The organism is Mycobacterium sp. SMC-8, assembly GCF_025263565.1.
GTDB lineage: Bacteria > Actinomycetota > Actinomycetes > Mycobacteriales > Mycobacteriaceae > Mycobacterium.
The window spans coordinates 4,386,880-4,403,869 of the sequence record NZ_CP079865.1 but is presented as its reverse complement, the minus strand read 5'-3'; the positions used below and the strand labels follow the sequence as shown (position 1 = coordinate 4,403,869).

Sequence of the window (16,990 nt, the reverse complement as noted above, 5' to 3'; positions counted from 1 at the left end):
TGCTGCAGCGAGAACGGAAGACACCTTCGACGCGCACCTGCGCCGACGGACCGGACCTCACGGCAGTCCGCACCCCACGGTGATGTCTTTGTGACGCGATCCTGTCAATGAGTTCACACCGGGGTCACAGCGGCCGGTGATGCTGGTTCGCGGCAGAAACGCCTCTGGTGTCACCGATGACGCGGGCACCGGCAGTCCGGGCCACGGCCCTCGCGGGCCGGCCGCCGCACAGAATTCAAGGAGAGCGACGTCATGTCCTACGTGGACCCGCCGCAGTTCGTCATCAAGATGATCGACGCCGGCGAGAACAAGGCCTTCATGTCGACCCGGGACACGGTGATCCGCGCGTACATGGCCGGCGCGATTCTCGCTCTGGCCGCCGCGTTCGCCGTCACCATCACCGTGCAGACGGGCAACGCGCTGCTCGGCGCGGTGCTGTTCCCGGTCGGCTTCTGCCTGCTGTACCTGATGGGGTTCGACCTCCTCACCGGGGTCTTCACGCTGGTGCCGCTCGCGTTGCTCGACAAGCGGCGGGGCGTCACGGTCGGCTCGATGCTGCGCAACTGGGGTCTGGTCTTCCTCGGCAACTTCCTGGGGGCCCTGACCGTCGCGGTGATGATCGCCGTCACACTGACCTATGGATTCACCGTGGATCCCAACGAGGTCGGCCAGCGACTCGGTGAGATCGGGTCCAGCCGCACGGTCGGCTACGCCGACCACGGTGCCGCAGGCATGCTGACGCTGTTCATACGCGGGGTGCTGTGCAACTGGATGGTGTCGACCGGAGTCGTCGCGGCGATGATGTCGACGTCGGTGTCCGGCAAGGTCATCACGATGTGGATGCCGATCATGCTGTTCTTCTACATGGGTTTCGAGCACTCGGTGGTGAACATGTTCCTTTTCCCGTCGGGACTGATGCTCGGCGGCGACTTCTCCGTCGCCGACTACCTGATCTGGAACGAGATCCCCACCGTCGTCGGCAATCTCGTGGGAGGCCTCGCGTTCGTCGGGCTCACGCTGTATGCCACCCACGCCCGCACCGGCGGGGAATGGAACCGGCCCGCCGGCGCAGCGGACTTCGACATCCCGGTCAAGGCCAACGCATGACCCGCGATGACGTCACCGCCGCGATCGTGGCGGCCCGGGTGGCCAAGGGCCTGACCTGGCAGCAGCTCGCCGACGCGATCGACAGACCGGTGGTGTGGACCATCGCGGCGCTGCTGGGGCAGCACCCGGTGCCGGAGCGGTCCGGAAAGCTCCTCGCCGACATCCTCGGGCTGGACGAGTCGGCAGTCCCGGTGCTGGCTGCGGTGCCGATGCGGGGCGGGCTGCCGACCGCGGTACCGACCGACCCGACCATCTACCGGTTCTACGAGGCGCTGCAGGTCTATGGCGGCGCGATCAAGGAGCTCATCGGTGAGCAGTTCGGCGACGGAATCATGAGCGCGATCAACTTCAGCGTCGAGGTCGAGCGCAAGACCCATCCCGACGGTGACCGGGTGGTGGTCACGTTCGACGGCAAGTTCCTGCCGTACGCGTGGACAGCCGCCGACGGCTCCGAGCGGCGATGAAAGACTGCCCTGCGGGGCGGCTCAGGCCGAACAGTCAGGCGTACACAGCGCGCCGTTGACGCTGCTGCCGTAACCCGGCACCAGTCCCCCACCGACTCTCTGCGCCGGAAGGCCAAGGCGTACTTCGTCGATCAGGTCGACCACGAGTTGCGCGAAGCGGGGCTGGGCGTTGGGTGTCGACGCCCGCGCGAACGCGACGCCGGCCTCGGCGGCCTGTTCGGCGAGCTCGTTGTCCAGGTCCCAGACCACCTCGATGTGGTCGGCGACGAAACCGACCGGGCAGACGATCACCGCCGCGACACCGTCGGCCGCCAGCGCCTTCAGGTGATCGCCGACGTCGGGCTCCAGCCACGGCACCTGGGGCGGACCCGACCGCGACTGCCATACCTGGTCGTACTCCGGGAATCCGGCGGCGGCCGCCACCAACGCTGCGGTGTGGCCCACCTGACGCTCGTAAAGGTCGGGCCCGCAACGCGATGCCGCCCGCAGCGGGATCGAGTGCGCGGTGAACACCAGACGAGCCTGGTCGCGCACCTGGGCGGGCAGGGTCGCCGCGGCGGCCCTGATGGAGTCGGCGAACATCTCGATCAACAGCGGATGGTCGAAGTACTGACGCAGCTTGACGAGCTCAGGCGCCTCGGGCCCGGCAGCGGCACGGCCGCGGGCGATGTCCTCCTGGTACTGGGTACACCCCGAATAGCCGCCCCACGCCGACGTCGAGAACACCGCAGCACGACGAATACCGTTGTCCCGCATCGCAGCAACAGCGTCTTCGACGTACGGTTCCCAGTTGCGGTTACCGAAGTAGACCGGCAGTGCCACGCCGCGCCGCGCGAGTTCGGCCTCGATCGCCGTGATCAGGTCCCGGTTGATGCCGTTGATCGGCGAGACCCCACCGAAGTGCAGATAGTGCTCGGCGACCGATTCCAGCCGCTCCCGCGGGATGCCGCGCCCGCGGGTCACGTTCTCCAGGAACGGCATCACCTGCTCGGGGCCCTCGGGTCCCCCGAACGACAACAGCAGCAGGGCGTCAAACGTCACGGGATGTCACAGCAACTGGGTGCTGGCGCCGCCGTCGGCGAAGATGACCGTCCCGGTGGTGGCCGGGAGCCAGTCGGACAGCAATGCGCACACCGTCTTGGCCACCGGTGTCGGGTCCTTCATGTTCCAGCCCAGCGGCGCGCGCTGATCCCAGCCCTCCTCGAGCAGCTGCATCTGAGCGCCGGCTTCCTCGCCGAGCGCACCTCCGACGATGGCGCTCATCGCCAGCGTCCGGATCGGTCCTGCAGCAACGAGATTGGACCGCACACCGACCTTGCCGGCTTCCCGGGCGACGAACCGGTTGACCGACTCCAGAGCGCTCTTGGCGACGGTCATCCAGTTGTAAGCAGGCATCGCGCGCGTCGGGTCGAAGTCCATGCCCACGATGCCGCCGCCGGAGTTCATGATCGGCAGCACCGCCTTGGCCAGCGACGCGTACGAGTAGGCCGAGATGTGGATGCCCTTGGCGACATCCTCGTAGGGGGCGTCGAAGAACGGGTTGATGCCCATGCCGGTCTGCGGCATGAAGCCGATGGAGTGCACCACCCCGTCGAGCTTGTTGCCGTCGCCGATCTCGGCGGTGACCCGGTCGGCGAGCGTGTCCAGGTGCTCGGAGTTCTGCACGTCGAGTTCGATCAGCGGCGCAGGCTTGGGCAGGCGGTCGGCGATGCGACGGATCAGTTTCATCCGGTCGAAGCCGGTCAGCACCAGTTCGGCGCCGGCCTCCTGGGCGACCTTGGCGATGTAGAACGCGATCGAGGAGTCGGTGATGATCCCCGTGACGAGGATGCGCTTGCCTTCGAGAAACCCTGTCATCGTGAAAAGTCCTTATCTCTTCTCATGCGCTGTGCCGTCGGGGCTGGTGACCCTGTTGTCACGGTCGCGCTAATGGCCCATTCCCATGCCGCCGTCGACGGGGATCACCGCGCCGGCGATGTAACTCGCGTCCTCAGACGCCAGGAAGCTGACCACGCCGGCGACCTCGGCGGCGGTGCCGACGCGCTTGGCCGGGATGAAATCCAGCGCGCCCTTCTGGATGCGTTCGTCGAGCGCGCGGGTCATCTCGGTGTCGATGTAACCGGGTGCCACCACGTTCGCGGTGACGTTGGCCTTCGACAGCTCGCGTGAGATCGAACGCGCCATGCCGATCAGGCCGGCCTTGGACGCCGCGTAGTTCGCCTGGTTGCCGATGCCCCACATGCCCGACACCGACCCGACGTAGATGATCCGGCCAAACCGCTTGCGCTGCATGGTCCGCGATGCCCGCTGGGTGACCCGGAACGCACCGGTGAGGTTGGCGTCGATGACGTCGGTGAACCTGTCCTCGGTCATCCGCATCAGGAACGCGTCCTTGGAGATGCCGGCGTTGGACACCAGCACCTCGACCGGACCCTGGTGTTCCTCGACCGCGGTGAACGCGCGGTCGACGGCGTCGTTGTCGGTGACGTCGCACTCGACACCGAACAGGCCCTCCGGCGCGCCGGAGCCGCGGTGGGTGACGGCGACCTTGTGGCCGTCGGCGGCCAGCCGCTGGGCGATCGCCAGGCCGATGCCGCGGTTACCGCCGGTCACCAGCACAGAACGCGACACGAACGTGGGACGGCCGCCCGTGGAGTGCGCTTCGGTGTCGGCGGGGTTCTCAGCGACAGTCATGTTCGTCAACTTAGCCGTTGCCCACCATTCTTAAGAAATCGCCTTACTCAGTTCGGCAGCCGCCGATTGATCAGCAGCGCTCCCAGCGCGGCCAGCGCCAGCAGCAGTGAGCCGACCCGCAACCAGCCCACGCTGGCGTCGCCCTTGATGGTCTCGTAACCGATTTGCTCCTGCAGGTTGGTGAAGACCTGTTTGAGCTGCTCCAGGCTGGACGCGGTGAACGCGTCCCCTCCGGAGAGGTCGGCGATCTTCTTGAGCATCTCGTCGTCGACGGGCACCGGCTGGCGTTGGTCGTTGATCTCGACGTACCCGTAGGGTGTGCCGAACGACACCGTGGAGATCGGCACGCCCTGGTCCTTGGCGGTGCGCGCCGCGGTGTAGGCGCCCTTGGGGTTGTCCGGGTTGGACGGCACGGTCTCCTTGCCGTCGGACATCAACACGATGCGCGCCGGCGGCGGTTCGTCACCGCCACCGATGACCGCGCCGACGGTGGCCACGGCCTGCAGTGCGGTGAAGATGCCCTCGCCGGTGGCGGTGCGGTCGGCCAGCTGCAGCTTGTCGATCGCGGTCTTGGTCGCCTCCCGGTTGGTGGTCGGCGACACCAGCACCGTCGCGGTACCCGCGTAGGCGATCAACCCGAGGTTGATGCCGGGGGTCAGCTGGTCGGCGAACTGTTTGGCGGCCTCCTGCGCGGCGACGAGCCGGTTGGGGGCGACGTCGGTGGCACGCATCGACTGGGACACGTCGACGACGAGCATCACCACGGCCCGGTTGCGCGGGATGCGCACGTCGTGCGTCGGGCCCGTCATGGCGATGGTGAACGACACCAGCGACAGGAAGATCAGCACCGCGGGAAGGTGGCGCAGGCGGCTGGGCCGCTTCGGGGCCACGCTCTCCAGCAGCTCCATGTTCGCAAAGCGCAGCATCCGCTTCTGGCGGGACAGCTGCACGATTACGTAAAGAGCGATCAGCCCGAGGACGACAATGAAGAAGAGAAAAAACCAGGGGTGTTCGAAACCCGACAGCGACATCGGTCCGAGCAACGGCAAAGTCATACGGCACTTGTCATTTCGTGTTTATCAGTCATCGTCATCAGCAATGGTGGGCCTCATCACCGCGCGGCGAGGGCGCCGCGGCGCCGACTCGCCACGAAGCGGACCACGTCGGCGATCCAGTCCCGGTCGGTGCGCAGGGTCAGCAGCGGCGCGTCGCAACGGCGCAGGGTGCGCGCGACATCGGCCCGGTGCGCGGCAGCGGCCTTGGCGAAGTCGGTGCGCAACTGCTCGTCGATGGTGAACTCGCGGGTCCGGCCGGTCTCGGTGTCCTGCAGCACGACATCACCGACGTCGGGCAGTTCGATGTCGCGCGGGTCGAGGATCTCGATACCGAGCACCTCGTGCCGGCCGGCGACGGCGCGCAGCGGACGCATCCAGTTGATCGGGCCGAGGAAGTCGCTGATGATCACCGCCATGCCGCGGCGCCGTTCCGGTCTGCGCAGCGCGTCGATAGCCGCGGCCAGGTCCCCGCGCACGCCCACCGGCGCGCGCGGCGTGGTGGCGATCGCCCGCAACAACTCCTGCTCGTGCATCCGACCCGACAGTGCGGGCACGCGGCGCATCGTCTCGCCGTTGGAGATGATCGCGCCGATCCGGTTGCCGCCACCGCTGTTGAGGAACGCGATCGACGCCGCCGCGGCGACGGCCAGGTCACGCTTCTCGCAGTTGGCCGTGCCGAAGTCCAGGCTGGCCGAGACATCGACCACCAGCCAGGTCTCCAGTTCCCGGTCGGCGATCATCTGCCGCACGTGCGGATGGGTGGTCCGTGCGGTCACCGACCAATCCATCCGTCGGACGTCGTCGCCGGGCTGGTAGACCCGCGACTCCCCCGGTTCGGATCCCGGGCCCGGGAGCAGCCCGAGGTGGTCACCGTGCAGCACGCCGTCGAGCTTGCGGCGCACCGTCAGCTCGAGCTTGCGCAGCGCCGCCGTCAGCGCAGGGTCCCGGATCTCCCCGCGCTGCATCGACGGCAGGTCGACAGACCGGCTTGAGCGTGTCACCAGGTCAGCGACCGCTCGCCGCGCCGGCCGCGGCCGGCACTACGGGCGGCACCGAATGACCTTGCTGCGGAATGGCATTGACCTGTGGCAACGCGACCGTCTGCATGATGCGGTTGACCACCGTCTCGGCGGAGATCTCGTCGGCCAGCGCGTCGTAGGTGAGCACCAGGCGGTGCCGCAGCACGTCCGGGATGATCTCCACGACGTCCTGCGGGATCACGTAGTCGCGGCCGCGCACCAGGGCCAGCGCCCGGGACGCCGCGATGATGCCCAGCGAAGCACGCGGGGAGGCGCCGTAGGCGATCCACGCCTTGGCGTCGGGCATGCCGAACTTCTCGGGCTCGCGGGTCGCGGTGACGATGCGGACCACGTAGTCGACGAGCGCGTGGTGGACGAAGTTGTTGGCAGCGACCTCTTGGAGGCGCAGCAGATCGCCGGTGTTGAGGATCGCCTTGGGCTCCGGCGGCTTGACACCCATCCGGTAGATGATCTCGCGCTCTTCCTCGGGCGACGGATAGTCGACGTTCAACTTGAACAGGAAGCGGTCGCGCTGCGCTTCCGGAAGCTGGTAGACGCCCTCTTGCTCGATCGGGTTCTGGGTGGCCATCACCAGGAACGGGCTGGGCAGCGGGAAGGTCTTGCCGCCGATGGAGATCTTGCGCTCGGCCATCACCTCCAGCAGTGCCGACTGCACCTTGGCCGGCGCACGGTTGATCTCGTCGGCGAGCAGGAAGTTGACCACCACGGGGCCGAGTTCGATGTCGAACTCCTCTTTGCCCTGCCGGTAGATGCGGGTACCGACGATGTCGGTGGGCACCAGGTCGGGGGTGAACTGGATACGGGCGAACGTTCCGCCGACGACCTTGGCGAAGGTCTCGACGGCCAGCGTCTTGGCCACCCCGGGCACACCTTCGAGCAGGACGTGCCCCTTGGCGAGCAGGCCGACCAGCATCCGCTCGACGAGCTGATCCTGTCCGACAATGATGCGCTTGACCTCGAAGATCGCCCTTTCCAGCGTGTGCACCTCGTTCTGCAGGCCACCGTTGGACTGCGCCGCGCCCGCGGCGTGCGCACCGGAGGAGTAGCCCTGAGTCGGGGCCGGTCCGGGAAATCCTCCAGCGCCCTGCGGCGGTCCACTCGGTGAGGTCATCAAACATTCCTTCCACATGCGCCGTACATGCTGGTTCATCGCGGCTTCATCGCGGCACCGGCCGGTCATGGCCGTGCGCTCGCCGTCAACTATTCCAGGCGTGCGCAGATCCGTCGACGTCGCCCGGGTTGCTCAGCTTTAACTCAGGCCACACTCAGGATTCGATGATGCGCTGCACCGTCGGCTGCAGGCCCGCCATCCGGACCGAGCTGACGACCACCTTGTCGGCGGTGCCTCCGGACTCCAGCATCTTGCCGTTGCCGAGATAGATGGCGACGTGCTGGCTGCCGCCGGGACCCCAGAACAAGAGGTCTCCACGCTTGGCTTGCTGGATCGGGACGCGGCGACCGGTGTTGAACTGATCGCCCGAATACTTCGGGATCAGCACGCCGACGCCGGCGAAGGAGTATTGGGTGAAGCCGGAGCAGTCGAACCCGACGGTGTTGGCGCCGCGCTCCACGCCGGTGCTGGGGCCCGTCGGCTTGCCGCCGCCCCACGAGTAGGGGGTGCCGAGCTGGGAGGCGCCGCGCTTGATGACGTACTCGACGGCGGCGGCACCTCGCACGCTGCCGGGTGCGACGCTGGGCGCGTCGGGGGGCACCAGACCGAGGCTCTGCAGGAACTTGCGACCCATGCCCATGGTGGCCTGGGTGGCCTGCGCGGTGACGGCCAGCGACGCATTCGCAATCGCCAGAGCATCACCTGGCGCCCCGGCGCTGGGCCGCATCGGAAGAAGCGGATCCCACAGACTGGGTTGGGCGTTGGCCGGGGCCACGGCCCCGGCCAGCAGCGCGGCGGCAGCGGCCAACGCGATGACGAAGCGACGCAGGGCGATCACCACTCGATCATTCGGGTCACGTACGGGGTCATACCGCTGGTGCGCACCGGCGAGATCTTGACGACGGAGCCGGTGTACGGCGCTTCCAGCATCTGCCCGTCACCGAGGTACATGGCGACGTGCTGGCTGGCGTTGGGGCCGTAGAAGATCATGTCGCCGCGGCGCATCTGCGACGACGGCACCTTGCGGCCGGCGTTGTACTGCGAACCCGAGTAGTGGTCGAGCTTGATGCCGACTCCGGCGAACATGTAGAGCATCAGCCCGGAGCAGTCGAAGCCGACAGTGTTTGCGCCACGGTCGATTCCGCGGCTCGGGCCTGAGGCGTTGCCGCCGCCCCACGAGTACGGCACACCCAACTGGGACATGCCGCGCTTGATCACGTACTCGGTGGCCTGCCTGCCGTACAGCGTCGGGATGGCCCCGTTGGTGATACCCGTCGGCGTCGGCAGCAGGCCGATGCTCTGCAGGAACTTGCGGCCGAGCTCCTGGGTGACCTTCAACGAGGTGGTGATGATCTTCAGGACCGCGTTGATGATCTGGATCGGATCGCCGCTGACGAATGCGCTCGGGATCTGGGGCAGGGTCATGTCCCAGGCGGTCTCGCGGTTGCCGGTGGCGGGGTCGACGTCCCAGTCCGGGTGCGCGCCGGCCGGGGCGGGTTTGGCCGCACCCACCGGCGCGGCGGACGGGGTGCCGCCCGACGGGGCGGAGGGCGCCGTCCCGGACGGCGCCGCCAGCGTCCTGGCCTCCTGCAGTTTGGCCTGGGCCTGCGCGCGTTCGGCGGTGAGCCGGTCGAGTTCGGCCTGCTGGGCCTTGAAAGTCTGTTGAGCGTTGGTCAGCGCGGCCACGGCGTCCTGCTGGCTGGTCTCGGCCGCCTTGACGGCGTCGTCGGCCTGCTGCTTGGCCAGCCGTGCCGCGGACTCTCGGTTGACCTGTTCGGTGCGCGCCCGCTGCAGGTCGGCCATGACCTTCTGCGAGCTCATCGACAGGGCCTGCCCGGTGGCGGCGGTGTGCAGGATGTCCGACGGGTCGGATGCGCTCAGGTACGAGCTCGAAGGCCCGCTGACGTACATCGACGCGGCGAAGGTGTCGAACCGGTCTTGCGCGGCGGCGATCGCGGCGTTGGCGTCCTTGACGCGTTGCGCACTGGCGTCGATCTCCAGCCGCGCGGACTCGGCCTTCTCCCGGGCGGTCTGCACGTCCAGGATCGCCTTGTTGACGCTCTCCTGTTGCATCTGGATCTGCGCGCCGAGGTCCTGGAGTTTCTGGTTGACGTTCGCGACGTCGGTCACCAGCCGGGCCAGGCCGCTCTGCTGGGCGGGCTGCGCGAGCGCCAACTGCGGCGCGAGGTTGGGCAGCGTGATCACCATTCCCATGGCGAGCGACGCCGCGCACAGCCGCGAGGCGGAGGCGCTGCCGGGGGTGCGTCTCATTCGGCTCAAGTCTCCTCAGGCTCCACGCTTACGTGTCGGCACAGGTCCGGGCGCCTAGAGAACAGAAGTCACATGAGGAACAACCGCAACATCAGGCACCGATTGCACCGTACGTCACATCTGACGCTAAGGAAACTTTAGCCACAAATTACAACAATGTAATTGCAATCGGCGTTATCAAACGGTAATCATTGAATTTGCTGACGACGCAGCGCAGCGTCATTCAGAGCTGGCGGCAGGCATATCTGAATCAGAGGCACGTTTGCCCCATTTCTGCAGGAATCGGATGCCCACCACGGCCAAAGTGACCGCTAAAACAAGGACAATCGTGAATGGCGTCCACGGAAAGTGAGACGCCGTCAACTCCCCCACGAAATTCTTCGATGAAAGCACCGGATTACCCGTCTTGGCCAGATCCTCGCCGGCCTCGAGGGTCACCCGGTCGAACTCAGGACTGTAGGTGCCGGCGAACGACGGGCTCAGCACCAGCACGGTGGCGCCGGGGTTGTCCGCGCCGACCTCGGTCGCGATGTCGCGCAGCGGGGTGTGGATCGGCGGATTTGCCCCGATCACCACGATCTTCAGATCGATGCCCTGATTCCCGGCGTCGGCGACCACCTCTTGCAGTTGCGACACCTGCGCCGGATCCAGCCCCCGGGCGCTGACGCCCGCTTCGGCGACGTCGGCACCCACCACGTCCATGCACACGTCGGGCGCGCCGGGTGAGGCCGGGTCGATGCCCACGGTCTGACACAACTCCGGCGGGATGTAGGTCGGCAGGAACGGCACGAAGAGCGGTCCGGTCACAGGCAGCAACCGTAGCCGACCGCCGAGGCGCCGCGCACACGACACGGGCGCGACATTCTGGGTACCCGGCACGGGTGGCAGCACGCTGGACCGAGGACGAGACTGGGTGCCGGCCTGGGGTTACTTATAGGACAAGCGTACTGTTAAGGTTACAAACGCCGCCGACACAGCCCGTCGCGGCGATGGTCGAAATCCGGGAGTTGATGTGAGCAGCAAGAATTCATCCCTGAACTCGTTCGGGGCGAAGGACACGCTGAAGGTCGGAGACAACAGCTACGAGATCTACCGCCTGGACGCGGTCCCCGGTACCGAGAAACTTCCCTACAGCCTCAAGGTGCTCGCGGAGAACCTGCTGCGCACCGAGGACGGCTCCAACATCACCAAGGATCACATCGAGGCGATCGCGAACTGGGATCCGCAGGCCGATCCGAGCATCGAGATCCAGTTCACCCCCGCCCGCGTGATCATGCAGGACTTCACCGGCGTCCCGTGCATCGTCGACCTGGCCACCATGCGCGAGGCGGTCGGCGAGCTCGGCGGCGACCCGCAGAAGGTCAACCCGCTGGCGCCCGCCGACCTGGTGATCGACCACTCGGTGATCGCCGACCTGTTCGGCCGCCCGGACGCGTTCGAGCGCAACGTCGAGATCGAGTACGAGCGCAATGGTGAGCGCTACCAGTTCCTGCGCTGGGGCCAGGGCGCGTTCGACGACTTCAAGGTGGTGCCGCCCGGCACCGGGATCGTGCACCAGGTCAACATCGAGTACCTGGCCAGCGTCGTGATGAACCGCGACGGCGTCGCCTACCCGGACACCTGCGTCGGCACCGACAGCCACACCACGATGGAGAACGGCCTCGGCGTGCTCGGCTGGGGCGTCGGCGGTATCGAAGCCGAGGCCGCGATGCTCGGCCAGCCGGTCTCGATGCTCATCCCCCGTGTCGTCGGCTTCAAGCTGACCGGCGAGCGCCGGCCCGGTGTCACCGCGACCGACGTCGTGCTGACCGTCACCGAGATGCTGCGCAAGCACGGTGTGGTCGGCAAGTTCGTCGAGTTCTACGGCGAGGGCGTCGCCGAGGTGCCGCTGGCCAACCGCGCCACCCTGGGCAACATGAGCCCGGAATTCGGCTCCACCGCAGCGATTTTCCCGATCGACGAGGTGACGATCGACTACCTGAGGATGACCGGCCGCAGCGACGAGCAGCTGGCTTTGGTGGAGGCGTACGCCAAGGAACAGGGACTGTGGCACGACCCGACGCGGGAGCCGAAGTTCTCTGAGTACATCGAGCTCGACCTCGGCGACGTGGTCGCATCGATCGCGGGGCCGAAGCGTCCGCAGGACCGCATCCCGCTGTCTGACGCGAAGGCCGCGTTCCGCAAGGACATTCACAACTACGTCGAGGAGCACATGCCCGTCGAATACACCAAGGTCGATGTGGCCGTCGACGAGTCGTTCCCGGCCAGCGACCCGGTCGCGCTGTCGTTCGCCGACGAGGACAGCGTCATCCCGTCCGCGGCGGTCGGCTCGAACGGCAGGCCGAGCAAACCGGTGGAGATCAAGAACTCCGAGCGCGGCGACTGCATCATCGATCACGGCGCGGTGGTGATCGCGGCGATCACGTCGTGCACCAACACCTCCAACCCCGAGGTGATGCTGGGTGCCGCCCTGCTGGCCCGCAACGCGGTCGAGAAAGGGCTGACGTCCAAGCCGTGGGTGAAGACCACGATGGCGCCGGGTTCGCAGGTCGTGACCGACTACTACGAAAAGGCCGGCCTGTGGCCGTATCTGGAGAAGCTCGGCTTCTACCTCGTCGGCTACGGCTGCACGACCTGCATCGGCAACTCCGGCCCGCTGCCCGAGGACATCAGCAAGGCGATCAACGACGCCGACCTCTCGGTGACGGCGGTGCTGTCGGGTAACCGCAACTTCGAGGGCCGCATCAACCCGGACGTCAAGATGAACTACCTGGCGTCCCCGCCGCTGGTGATCGCCTATGCGCTGGCCGGGACCATGGACTTCGACTTCGAAACCGAGCCGCTCGGCAAGGACGAGGCCGGCAACGACGTGTTCCTCAAGGACATCTGGCCGTCGCAGAAGGACATCGACGACACCATCGCCTCGGCCATCAACACCGAGATGTTCCGGAAGAACTACGCCGATGTGTTCAAGGGCGACGAGCGGTGGCGCAACCTGCCGACGCCGAGCGGCAACACCTTCGAGTGGGACGAGGACTCGACATATGTCCGCAAGCCACCGTACTTCGACGGTATGCCCGCCGAGCCGGAACCGGTGACCGACATCAAGGGCGCCAGAGTGCTTGCCCTGTTGGGTGATTCGGTGACCACCGACCACATCTCCCCCGCTGGCAGCATCAAGCCGGGCACTCCGGCGGCCCAGTACCTCGACGAGCACGGTGTGGACAAGAAGGACTACAACTCCTACGGCTCGCGACGCGGCAACCACGAGGTGATGATCCGCGGCACCTTCGCCAACATCCGGCTGCGCAACCAGTTGCTCGACGACGTCTCAGGCGGCTACACCCGCGACTTCACCCAGGAGGGCGCCCCGCAGGCGTTCATCTACGACGCGGCGCAGAACTACGCGAAGCAGAACATCCCGTTGGTGGTGTTGGGCGGCAAGGAGTACGGCTCGGGATCGTCGCGCGACTGGGCGGCGAAGGGCACCAGCCTCCTGGGCGTGCGGGCAGTCATCACCGAGTCGTTCGAGCGGATCCACCGGTCCAACCTGATCGGCATGGGCGTCATCCCGCTGCAGTTCCCGGAAGGGGAATCGGCCGCGTCGCTGAAGCTGGACGGCACCGAGACCTTCGACATCACCGGCATCGAAGCCCTCAACGAGGGCAAGACGCCGAAGACGGTGCACGTGAAGGCCAGCAAGGACGGCGGCGAGACGGTGGAATTCGACGCGGTGGTGCGGATCGACACCCCCGGTGAGGCGGACTACTACCGCAACGGCGGCATCCTGCAGTACGTGCTGCGGAACATGCTGAAGGCCTGAGCATCTGACATGCCTCGGGTGACCGACGATCATCTGGCGGCACGCCGCCGCCAGATCCTCGACGGTGCCCGGCGGTGCTTCGCCGAGTACGGCTACGACCGGGCCACGGTCCGCCGACTGGAGCAGACGATCGGGCTCTCGCGCGGTGCGATATTCCATCACTTCCGCGACAAGGACACGCTGTTCTTCGAACTGGCGCGTGAGGACGCAGAGCGGATGGCCGATGTCGCGGCGCGCGAGGGCTTGATCCAGGTGATGCGCGACATGCTGGCCGCGCCCGACCAATTCGATTGGCTGGCCACCCGGCTCGAGATCGCGCGCAAGTTGCGCAACGACCCGGCGTTCAGCAGGGGCTGGTCGGAACGGTCGGCCGAGCTGTCGGCGGCCACCGCCGAGCGGCTCCGCCGACAGAAGCAGGCCGGGCGGCTGCGTGACGATGTGCCGGGAGAGGTGCTGCGCACCTACCTGGAGCTGGTGCTCGACGGGCTGGTCGCGCGGTTGGCCTCCGGCGACGATCCCGAAAGGCTCGGCGCCGTATTGGATCTGGTGGAGGACTCGGTCCGCCAGCAGTGACTAGCTGGCCTTGCGACCGCGGTGGTTGGGGCCGCCCCGGCTACGCATCGTCGTACCCGATTCCCGCAGCATGCTGTGTATCGAGCCGTAGGAGTGGCCGGTCTCGGCCACCAACGACCGGATACTGGCGCCGCGCTCGTAGGCGCTGCGCAGTTCGGTCATCAGCTGATCTCTCGACTTCCCGTTCTTGTTCACCTTCGACGCCTTCCCCGCTGCTGTGCACGGATGTAGCGTTCGCATACCCAGCCGGGTGACGCCTGACACAGGGCGGCGGCGGATTCTCAGGCCAGTTCGATCAGGTCGCGGTATTCGTCGGACCAGAAGTCCTCGGTGCCGTCGGGCAGCAACAGCACCCGCTGCGGGTTGAGCGCCTCGGCGGCGCCGGGATCGTGGGTCACCAGCACCACCGAACCCTGGTAGCTGCGCAGCGCGTCGAGCACCTGTTCCCGCGAAGCCGGGTCGAGGTTGTTCGTCGGCTCGTCGAGCAGCAGCACGTTCGCGGTGGACGCGACGAGTCCGGCGAGCGCGAGGCGGGTCTTCTCACCGCCCGACAGCGTGCCGGCAGGCTGGTCGAGCTGCGGACCGGTGAACATGAACGCGCCCAGAAGGCCCCGGAGATCCTGCTCCCCGGTGTCGGGGGCGGCGGACCGGATGTTCTCCCACACCGTGGCGAGATTGTCGAGGGTGTCGTGCTCCTGCGCGAAGTACCCGATCTTGAGTCCGTGCCCGGGTTCGAGCCCGCCCGCGTCGGGGGTCTCCACTCCGGCCAGCAGGCGCAGCAGCGTGGTCTTGCCCGCACCGTTGAGCCCGAGCACCACGACGCGCGAACCGCGGTCGATGGCCAGGTCGAGGCCGGTGAAGATCTCCAGTGAGCCGTACGTCTTGGTCAGGCCCTTGGCGACCAGCGGGGTCTTGCCGCACGGCGCGGGGGTCGGGAACTTGATCCGGGCCACCTTGTCGGCCACCCGCTCGGCGTCCAGCTCGGCGATCATCCGCTCGGCACGACGCAGCATGTTCTGGGCTGCAACGGCTTTGGTGGCCTTGGCGCCCATCTTCGCGGCCTGCGCCCGCAGCGCGCCCGCCTTCTTCTCGGCGTTGGCGCGCTCGCGGCGGCGCCGCTGCTCGTCGGTGGCGCGGGCGTCGAGGTACTTCTGCCAGCCCATGTTGTACACGTCGGCCTCGCCGCGGACGGCGTCCAGGAACCAGACCCGGTTGACGACGTCGGCCAGCAGATCGACGTCGTGGCTGATGACGACCAGTCCGCCGGTGTGGTTCTGCAGGAACGTGCGCAGCCAGCCGATCGAGTCGGCATCGAGGTGGTTGGTGGGCTCGTCGAGCAGCAGTGTGGTCGCCGACCCGCTGCCGCTCTCGGACGCGGCGAACAGGATCCGGGCCAACTCCACGCGGCGGCGCTGACCACCGGACAGGGTGCGCAGCGGCTGGGTGAGGACCCGGTCAGGCAGCCCGAGGCTCGCGCAGATCCGCCCGGCCTCGCTCTCGGCGGCGTAGCCCCCGAGCGCGGCGAACCGCTCCTCCAGCTGCCCGTACCGGCGGACGGCCTTGTCGCGAGCGGCGTCGTCGGCGACCTCGGCCATCAACGCCTGCTGCTTCTCCAGATCCGAGAGCAGGGTGTCCAGGCCACGCGCCGAGAGCACCCGGTCCCGCGCCAGCATGTCGAGATCACCCTCTTTGGGATCCTGTGGCAGGTAACCGATTTCACCCGTGCGGGTGACCGAGCCGGCGTACGGTTCGCCCTCGCCGGCCAGGATGCGCATCGTCGTGGTCTTGCCGGCGCCGTTACGGCCGACCAGTCCGATCCGGTCGCCGGGCTGCACACGCAGCGCCGACCCGCCGATGGCGAGCAGCGTGCGCGCTCCTGCGCGGACCTCGAGGTCCGTGGCGGTGATCACGCTGATGCTCCTGAGGGAAACGAGGGCATGGTGATACCCCATGCCGCGGGTGGCTTCTGAAAGGCTAGTTGCTGGTGCCGGGCTGAGGCCAATCGATGGCCAATCGCTCACTTGTCGTCGGTGAAGCGCGGCGGCCGCTTCTCCTTGCGGGCTGCCACCGCCTCCTCGAAGTTGGTGGTCAGCAGCCGGACGTAGAGCTGCCCCAGGCCTTCGGTCTGCATGTGTGACTCCAGCGATCCGGCGTCCAGCCCGCTCCACAGCGTGCGCTTGGTCAGCTCGGTACCGGGACGCGAGTACGCCGCGATGCGTGCGGCGAGGTCGTAGCAGGTCGGCAGCAGTTCCTGCGCCGGAACCCGGCGCGAGACCAGTCCTATGCGCTCGGCCTCCTCGGCGTCGACGTCACGACCGGTCAGCATGATCTCGAACGCTCGAGAGGATCCGATCGCCCGCGGCAGCAGGTAGCTCAAGCCCAACTCGCTGGCCGTCAGGCCGTTGTTGATGCCGGCGGCCCGGAAGTACGCATCGGTGGACGCCACCCGGATGTCGGCGGCCAGCGCCAGGCACAGGCCGCCTCCGATCGCGGCGCCGTTGACGGCCGCGATGACCGGCTGGTGCAGCCGTCGCAGCGCCAGGATCACCTCGTCGAGCACCTCCATCGACCGCAAGCCGAAGGCGGGCCGGGTCAGACCCTCCACATGCGGCACGGAGCCGGCTGACTTGTGATCGGCACCGGAGGAGAACCCGGCGCCTGCGCCGGTGAGGACCACGACGCGGACGTCGTTGTCGTAGGTGATCTCGTCCAGCGCCGCCTTGAGCGGCACCATCACGTCGAACGCCATCGAGTTCATCCGCTCGGGGCGGTTCAGCGTCACCAGTGCGACCCCGGGCCGCGGGTGTTCCACCAGGACAAAGCCGTCACCATCGGTCACGGCATGCACCCTA

General features: G+C 67.5%; 16 protein-coding genes. 4 read left to right on the top strand and 12 right to left on the bottom strand.

Features of this window, described 5'->3' with window-relative positions; translation table 11 throughout:
* The first annotated feature begins 252 nt into the window (after positions 1 to 252).
* Both KXD97_RS21360 and cynS read left to right on the top strand, forming a co-directional pair.
* Positions 253 to 1,107 carry a formate/nitrite transporter family protein gene (locus KXD97_RS21360; RefSeq protein WP_260752220.1) on the top strand — a complete coding sequence of 285 codons (855 nt, stop codon included), beginning with the start codon at positions 253 to 255 and terminating at the stop codon, positions 1,105 to 1,107.
* Positions 1,104 to 1,571: a cyanase gene (gene cynS, locus KXD97_RS21355; RefSeq protein ID WP_260752219.1), complete on the top strand. Its 468-nt coding sequence runs from the start codon at positions 1,104 to 1,106 to the stop codon at positions 1,569 to 1,571. Before KXD97_RS21360 ends, cynS begins: the two co-directional genes overlap by 4 nt.
* Positions 1,572 to 1,592: 21 nt before the next feature.
* On the opposite strand, the gene KXD97_RS21350 is transcribed toward cynS, so the two are convergent.
* The 9 genes from KXD97_RS21350 to KXD97_RS21310 all read right to left on the bottom strand — a co-directional run bounded on the left by KXD97_RS21350 (position 1,593) and on the right by KXD97_RS21310 (position 10,549).
* Positions 1,593 to 2,612: a ferrochelatase gene (locus KXD97_RS21350; RefSeq protein WP_260752218.1), complete on the bottom strand. Its 1,020-nt coding sequence runs from the start codon at positions 2,610 to 2,612 to the stop codon at positions 1,593 to 1,595.
* A 6-nt stretch (positions 2,613 to 2,618) separates the two neighbouring features.
* The gene (inhA, locus tag KXD97_RS21345; RefSeq protein ID WP_260752216.1) at positions 2,619 to 3,428 is read right to left on the bottom strand and encodes an NADH-dependent enoyl-ACP reductase InhA; all 810 of its coding nucleotides are present in this window, start codon (positions 3,426 to 3,428) and stop codon (positions 2,619 to 2,621) included.
* Positions 3,429 to 3,497: 69 nt separating this feature from the next.
* On the bottom strand, positions 3,498 to 4,265 hold the full coding sequence (fabG1, locus tag KXD97_RS21340) for a 3-oxoacyl-ACP reductase FabG1 (RefSeq protein WP_260752215.1): 768 nt from the start codon (positions 4,263 to 4,265) through the stop codon (positions 3,498 to 3,500).
* Positions 4,266 to 4,312: 47 nt separating this feature from the next.
* Positions 4,313 to 5,320, bottom strand: coding sequence for a VWA domain-containing protein (locus tag KXD97_RS21335; protein WP_260752213.1), 1,008 nt, complete (start codon positions 5,318 to 5,320; stop codon positions 4,313 to 4,315).
* A gap of 56 nt (positions 5,321 to 5,376) precedes the next feature.
* The gene (locus KXD97_RS21330; RefSeq protein ID WP_260758094.1) at positions 5,377 to 6,285 is read right to left on the bottom strand and encodes a DUF58 domain-containing protein; all 909 of its coding nucleotides are present in this window, start codon (positions 6,283 to 6,285) and stop codon (positions 5,377 to 5,379) included.
* A 40-nt stretch (positions 6,286 to 6,325) separates the two neighbouring features.
* The gene (locus tag KXD97_RS21325; RefSeq protein WP_260752212.1) at positions 6,326 to 7,471 is read right to left on the bottom strand and encodes a MoxR family ATPase; all 1,146 of its coding nucleotides are present in this window, start codon (positions 7,469 to 7,471) and stop codon (positions 6,326 to 6,328) included.
* 154 nt (positions 7,472 to 7,625) lie between these two features.
* Entirely contained in the window at positions 7,626 to 8,306 is a 681-nt protein-coding gene (gene ripB, locus KXD97_RS21320; protein ID WP_260758093.1) for an NlpC/P60 family peptidoglycan endopeptidase RipB, read from the bottom strand.
* Positions 8,306 to 9,742: an NlpC/P60 family peptidoglycan endopeptidase RipA gene (ripA, locus tag KXD97_RS21315; RefSeq protein WP_260752209.1), complete on the bottom strand. Its 1,437-nt coding sequence runs from the start codon at positions 9,740 to 9,742 to the stop codon at positions 8,306 to 8,308. The genes ripB and ripA overlap by 1 nt, the downstream gene beginning before the upstream one ends.
* 219 nt (positions 9,743 to 9,961) lie before the next feature.
* Positions 9,962 to 10,549 carry a DUF6676 family protein gene (locus KXD97_RS21310; RefSeq protein WP_260752207.1) on the bottom strand — a complete coding sequence of 196 codons (588 nt, stop codon included), beginning with the start codon at positions 10,547 to 10,549 and terminating at the stop codon, positions 9,962 to 9,964.
* A gap of 205 nt (positions 10,550 to 10,754) precedes the next feature.
* Here KXD97_RS21310 and acnA point away from each other — a divergent pair, with 205 nt between their 5' ends.
* Positions 10,755 to 13,565 carry an aconitate hydratase AcnA gene (gene acnA / locus KXD97_RS21305; protein WP_260752206.1) on the top strand — a complete coding sequence of 937 codons (2,811 nt, stop codon included), beginning with the start codon at positions 10,755 to 10,757 and terminating at the stop codon, positions 13,563 to 13,565.
* A gap of 9 nt (positions 13,566 to 13,574) precedes the next feature.
* A complete protein-coding gene (locus tag KXD97_RS21300) occupies positions 13,575 to 14,138 on the top strand; it encodes a TetR/AcrR family transcriptional regulator (RefSeq protein ID WP_260752205.1) in 564 nt (187 codons plus the stop codon).
* Here the strand turns inward: KXD97_RS21300 and KXD97_RS21295 are convergent, their stop codons facing one another.
* The 3 genes from KXD97_RS21295 to KXD97_RS21285 all read right to left on the bottom strand — a co-directional run bounded on the left by KXD97_RS21295 (position 14,139) and on the right by KXD97_RS21285 (position 16,986).
* Complete coding sequence (locus tag KXD97_RS21295; RefSeq protein ID WP_260752201.1) at positions 14,139 to 14,333, bottom strand: helix-turn-helix domain-containing protein; 195 nt, start codon at positions 14,331 to 14,333, stop codon at positions 14,139 to 14,141. It lies immediately after the preceding gene.
* An 86-nt stretch (positions 14,334 to 14,419) separates the two neighbouring features.
* Positions 14,420 to 16,048, bottom strand: a complete 1,629-nt coding sequence (locus KXD97_RS21290; RefSeq protein WP_260752200.1) for an ABC-F family ATP-binding cassette domain-containing protein — start codon at positions 16,046 to 16,048, stop codon at positions 14,420 to 14,422.
* A 107-nt stretch (positions 16,049 to 16,155) separates the two neighbouring features.
* Positions 16,156 to 16,986, bottom strand: coding sequence for an enoyl-CoA hydratase (locus KXD97_RS21285; RefSeq protein WP_260752199.1), 831 nt, complete (start codon positions 16,984 to 16,986; stop codon positions 16,156 to 16,158).
* Positions 16,987 to 16,990: the final 4 nt, after the last annotated feature.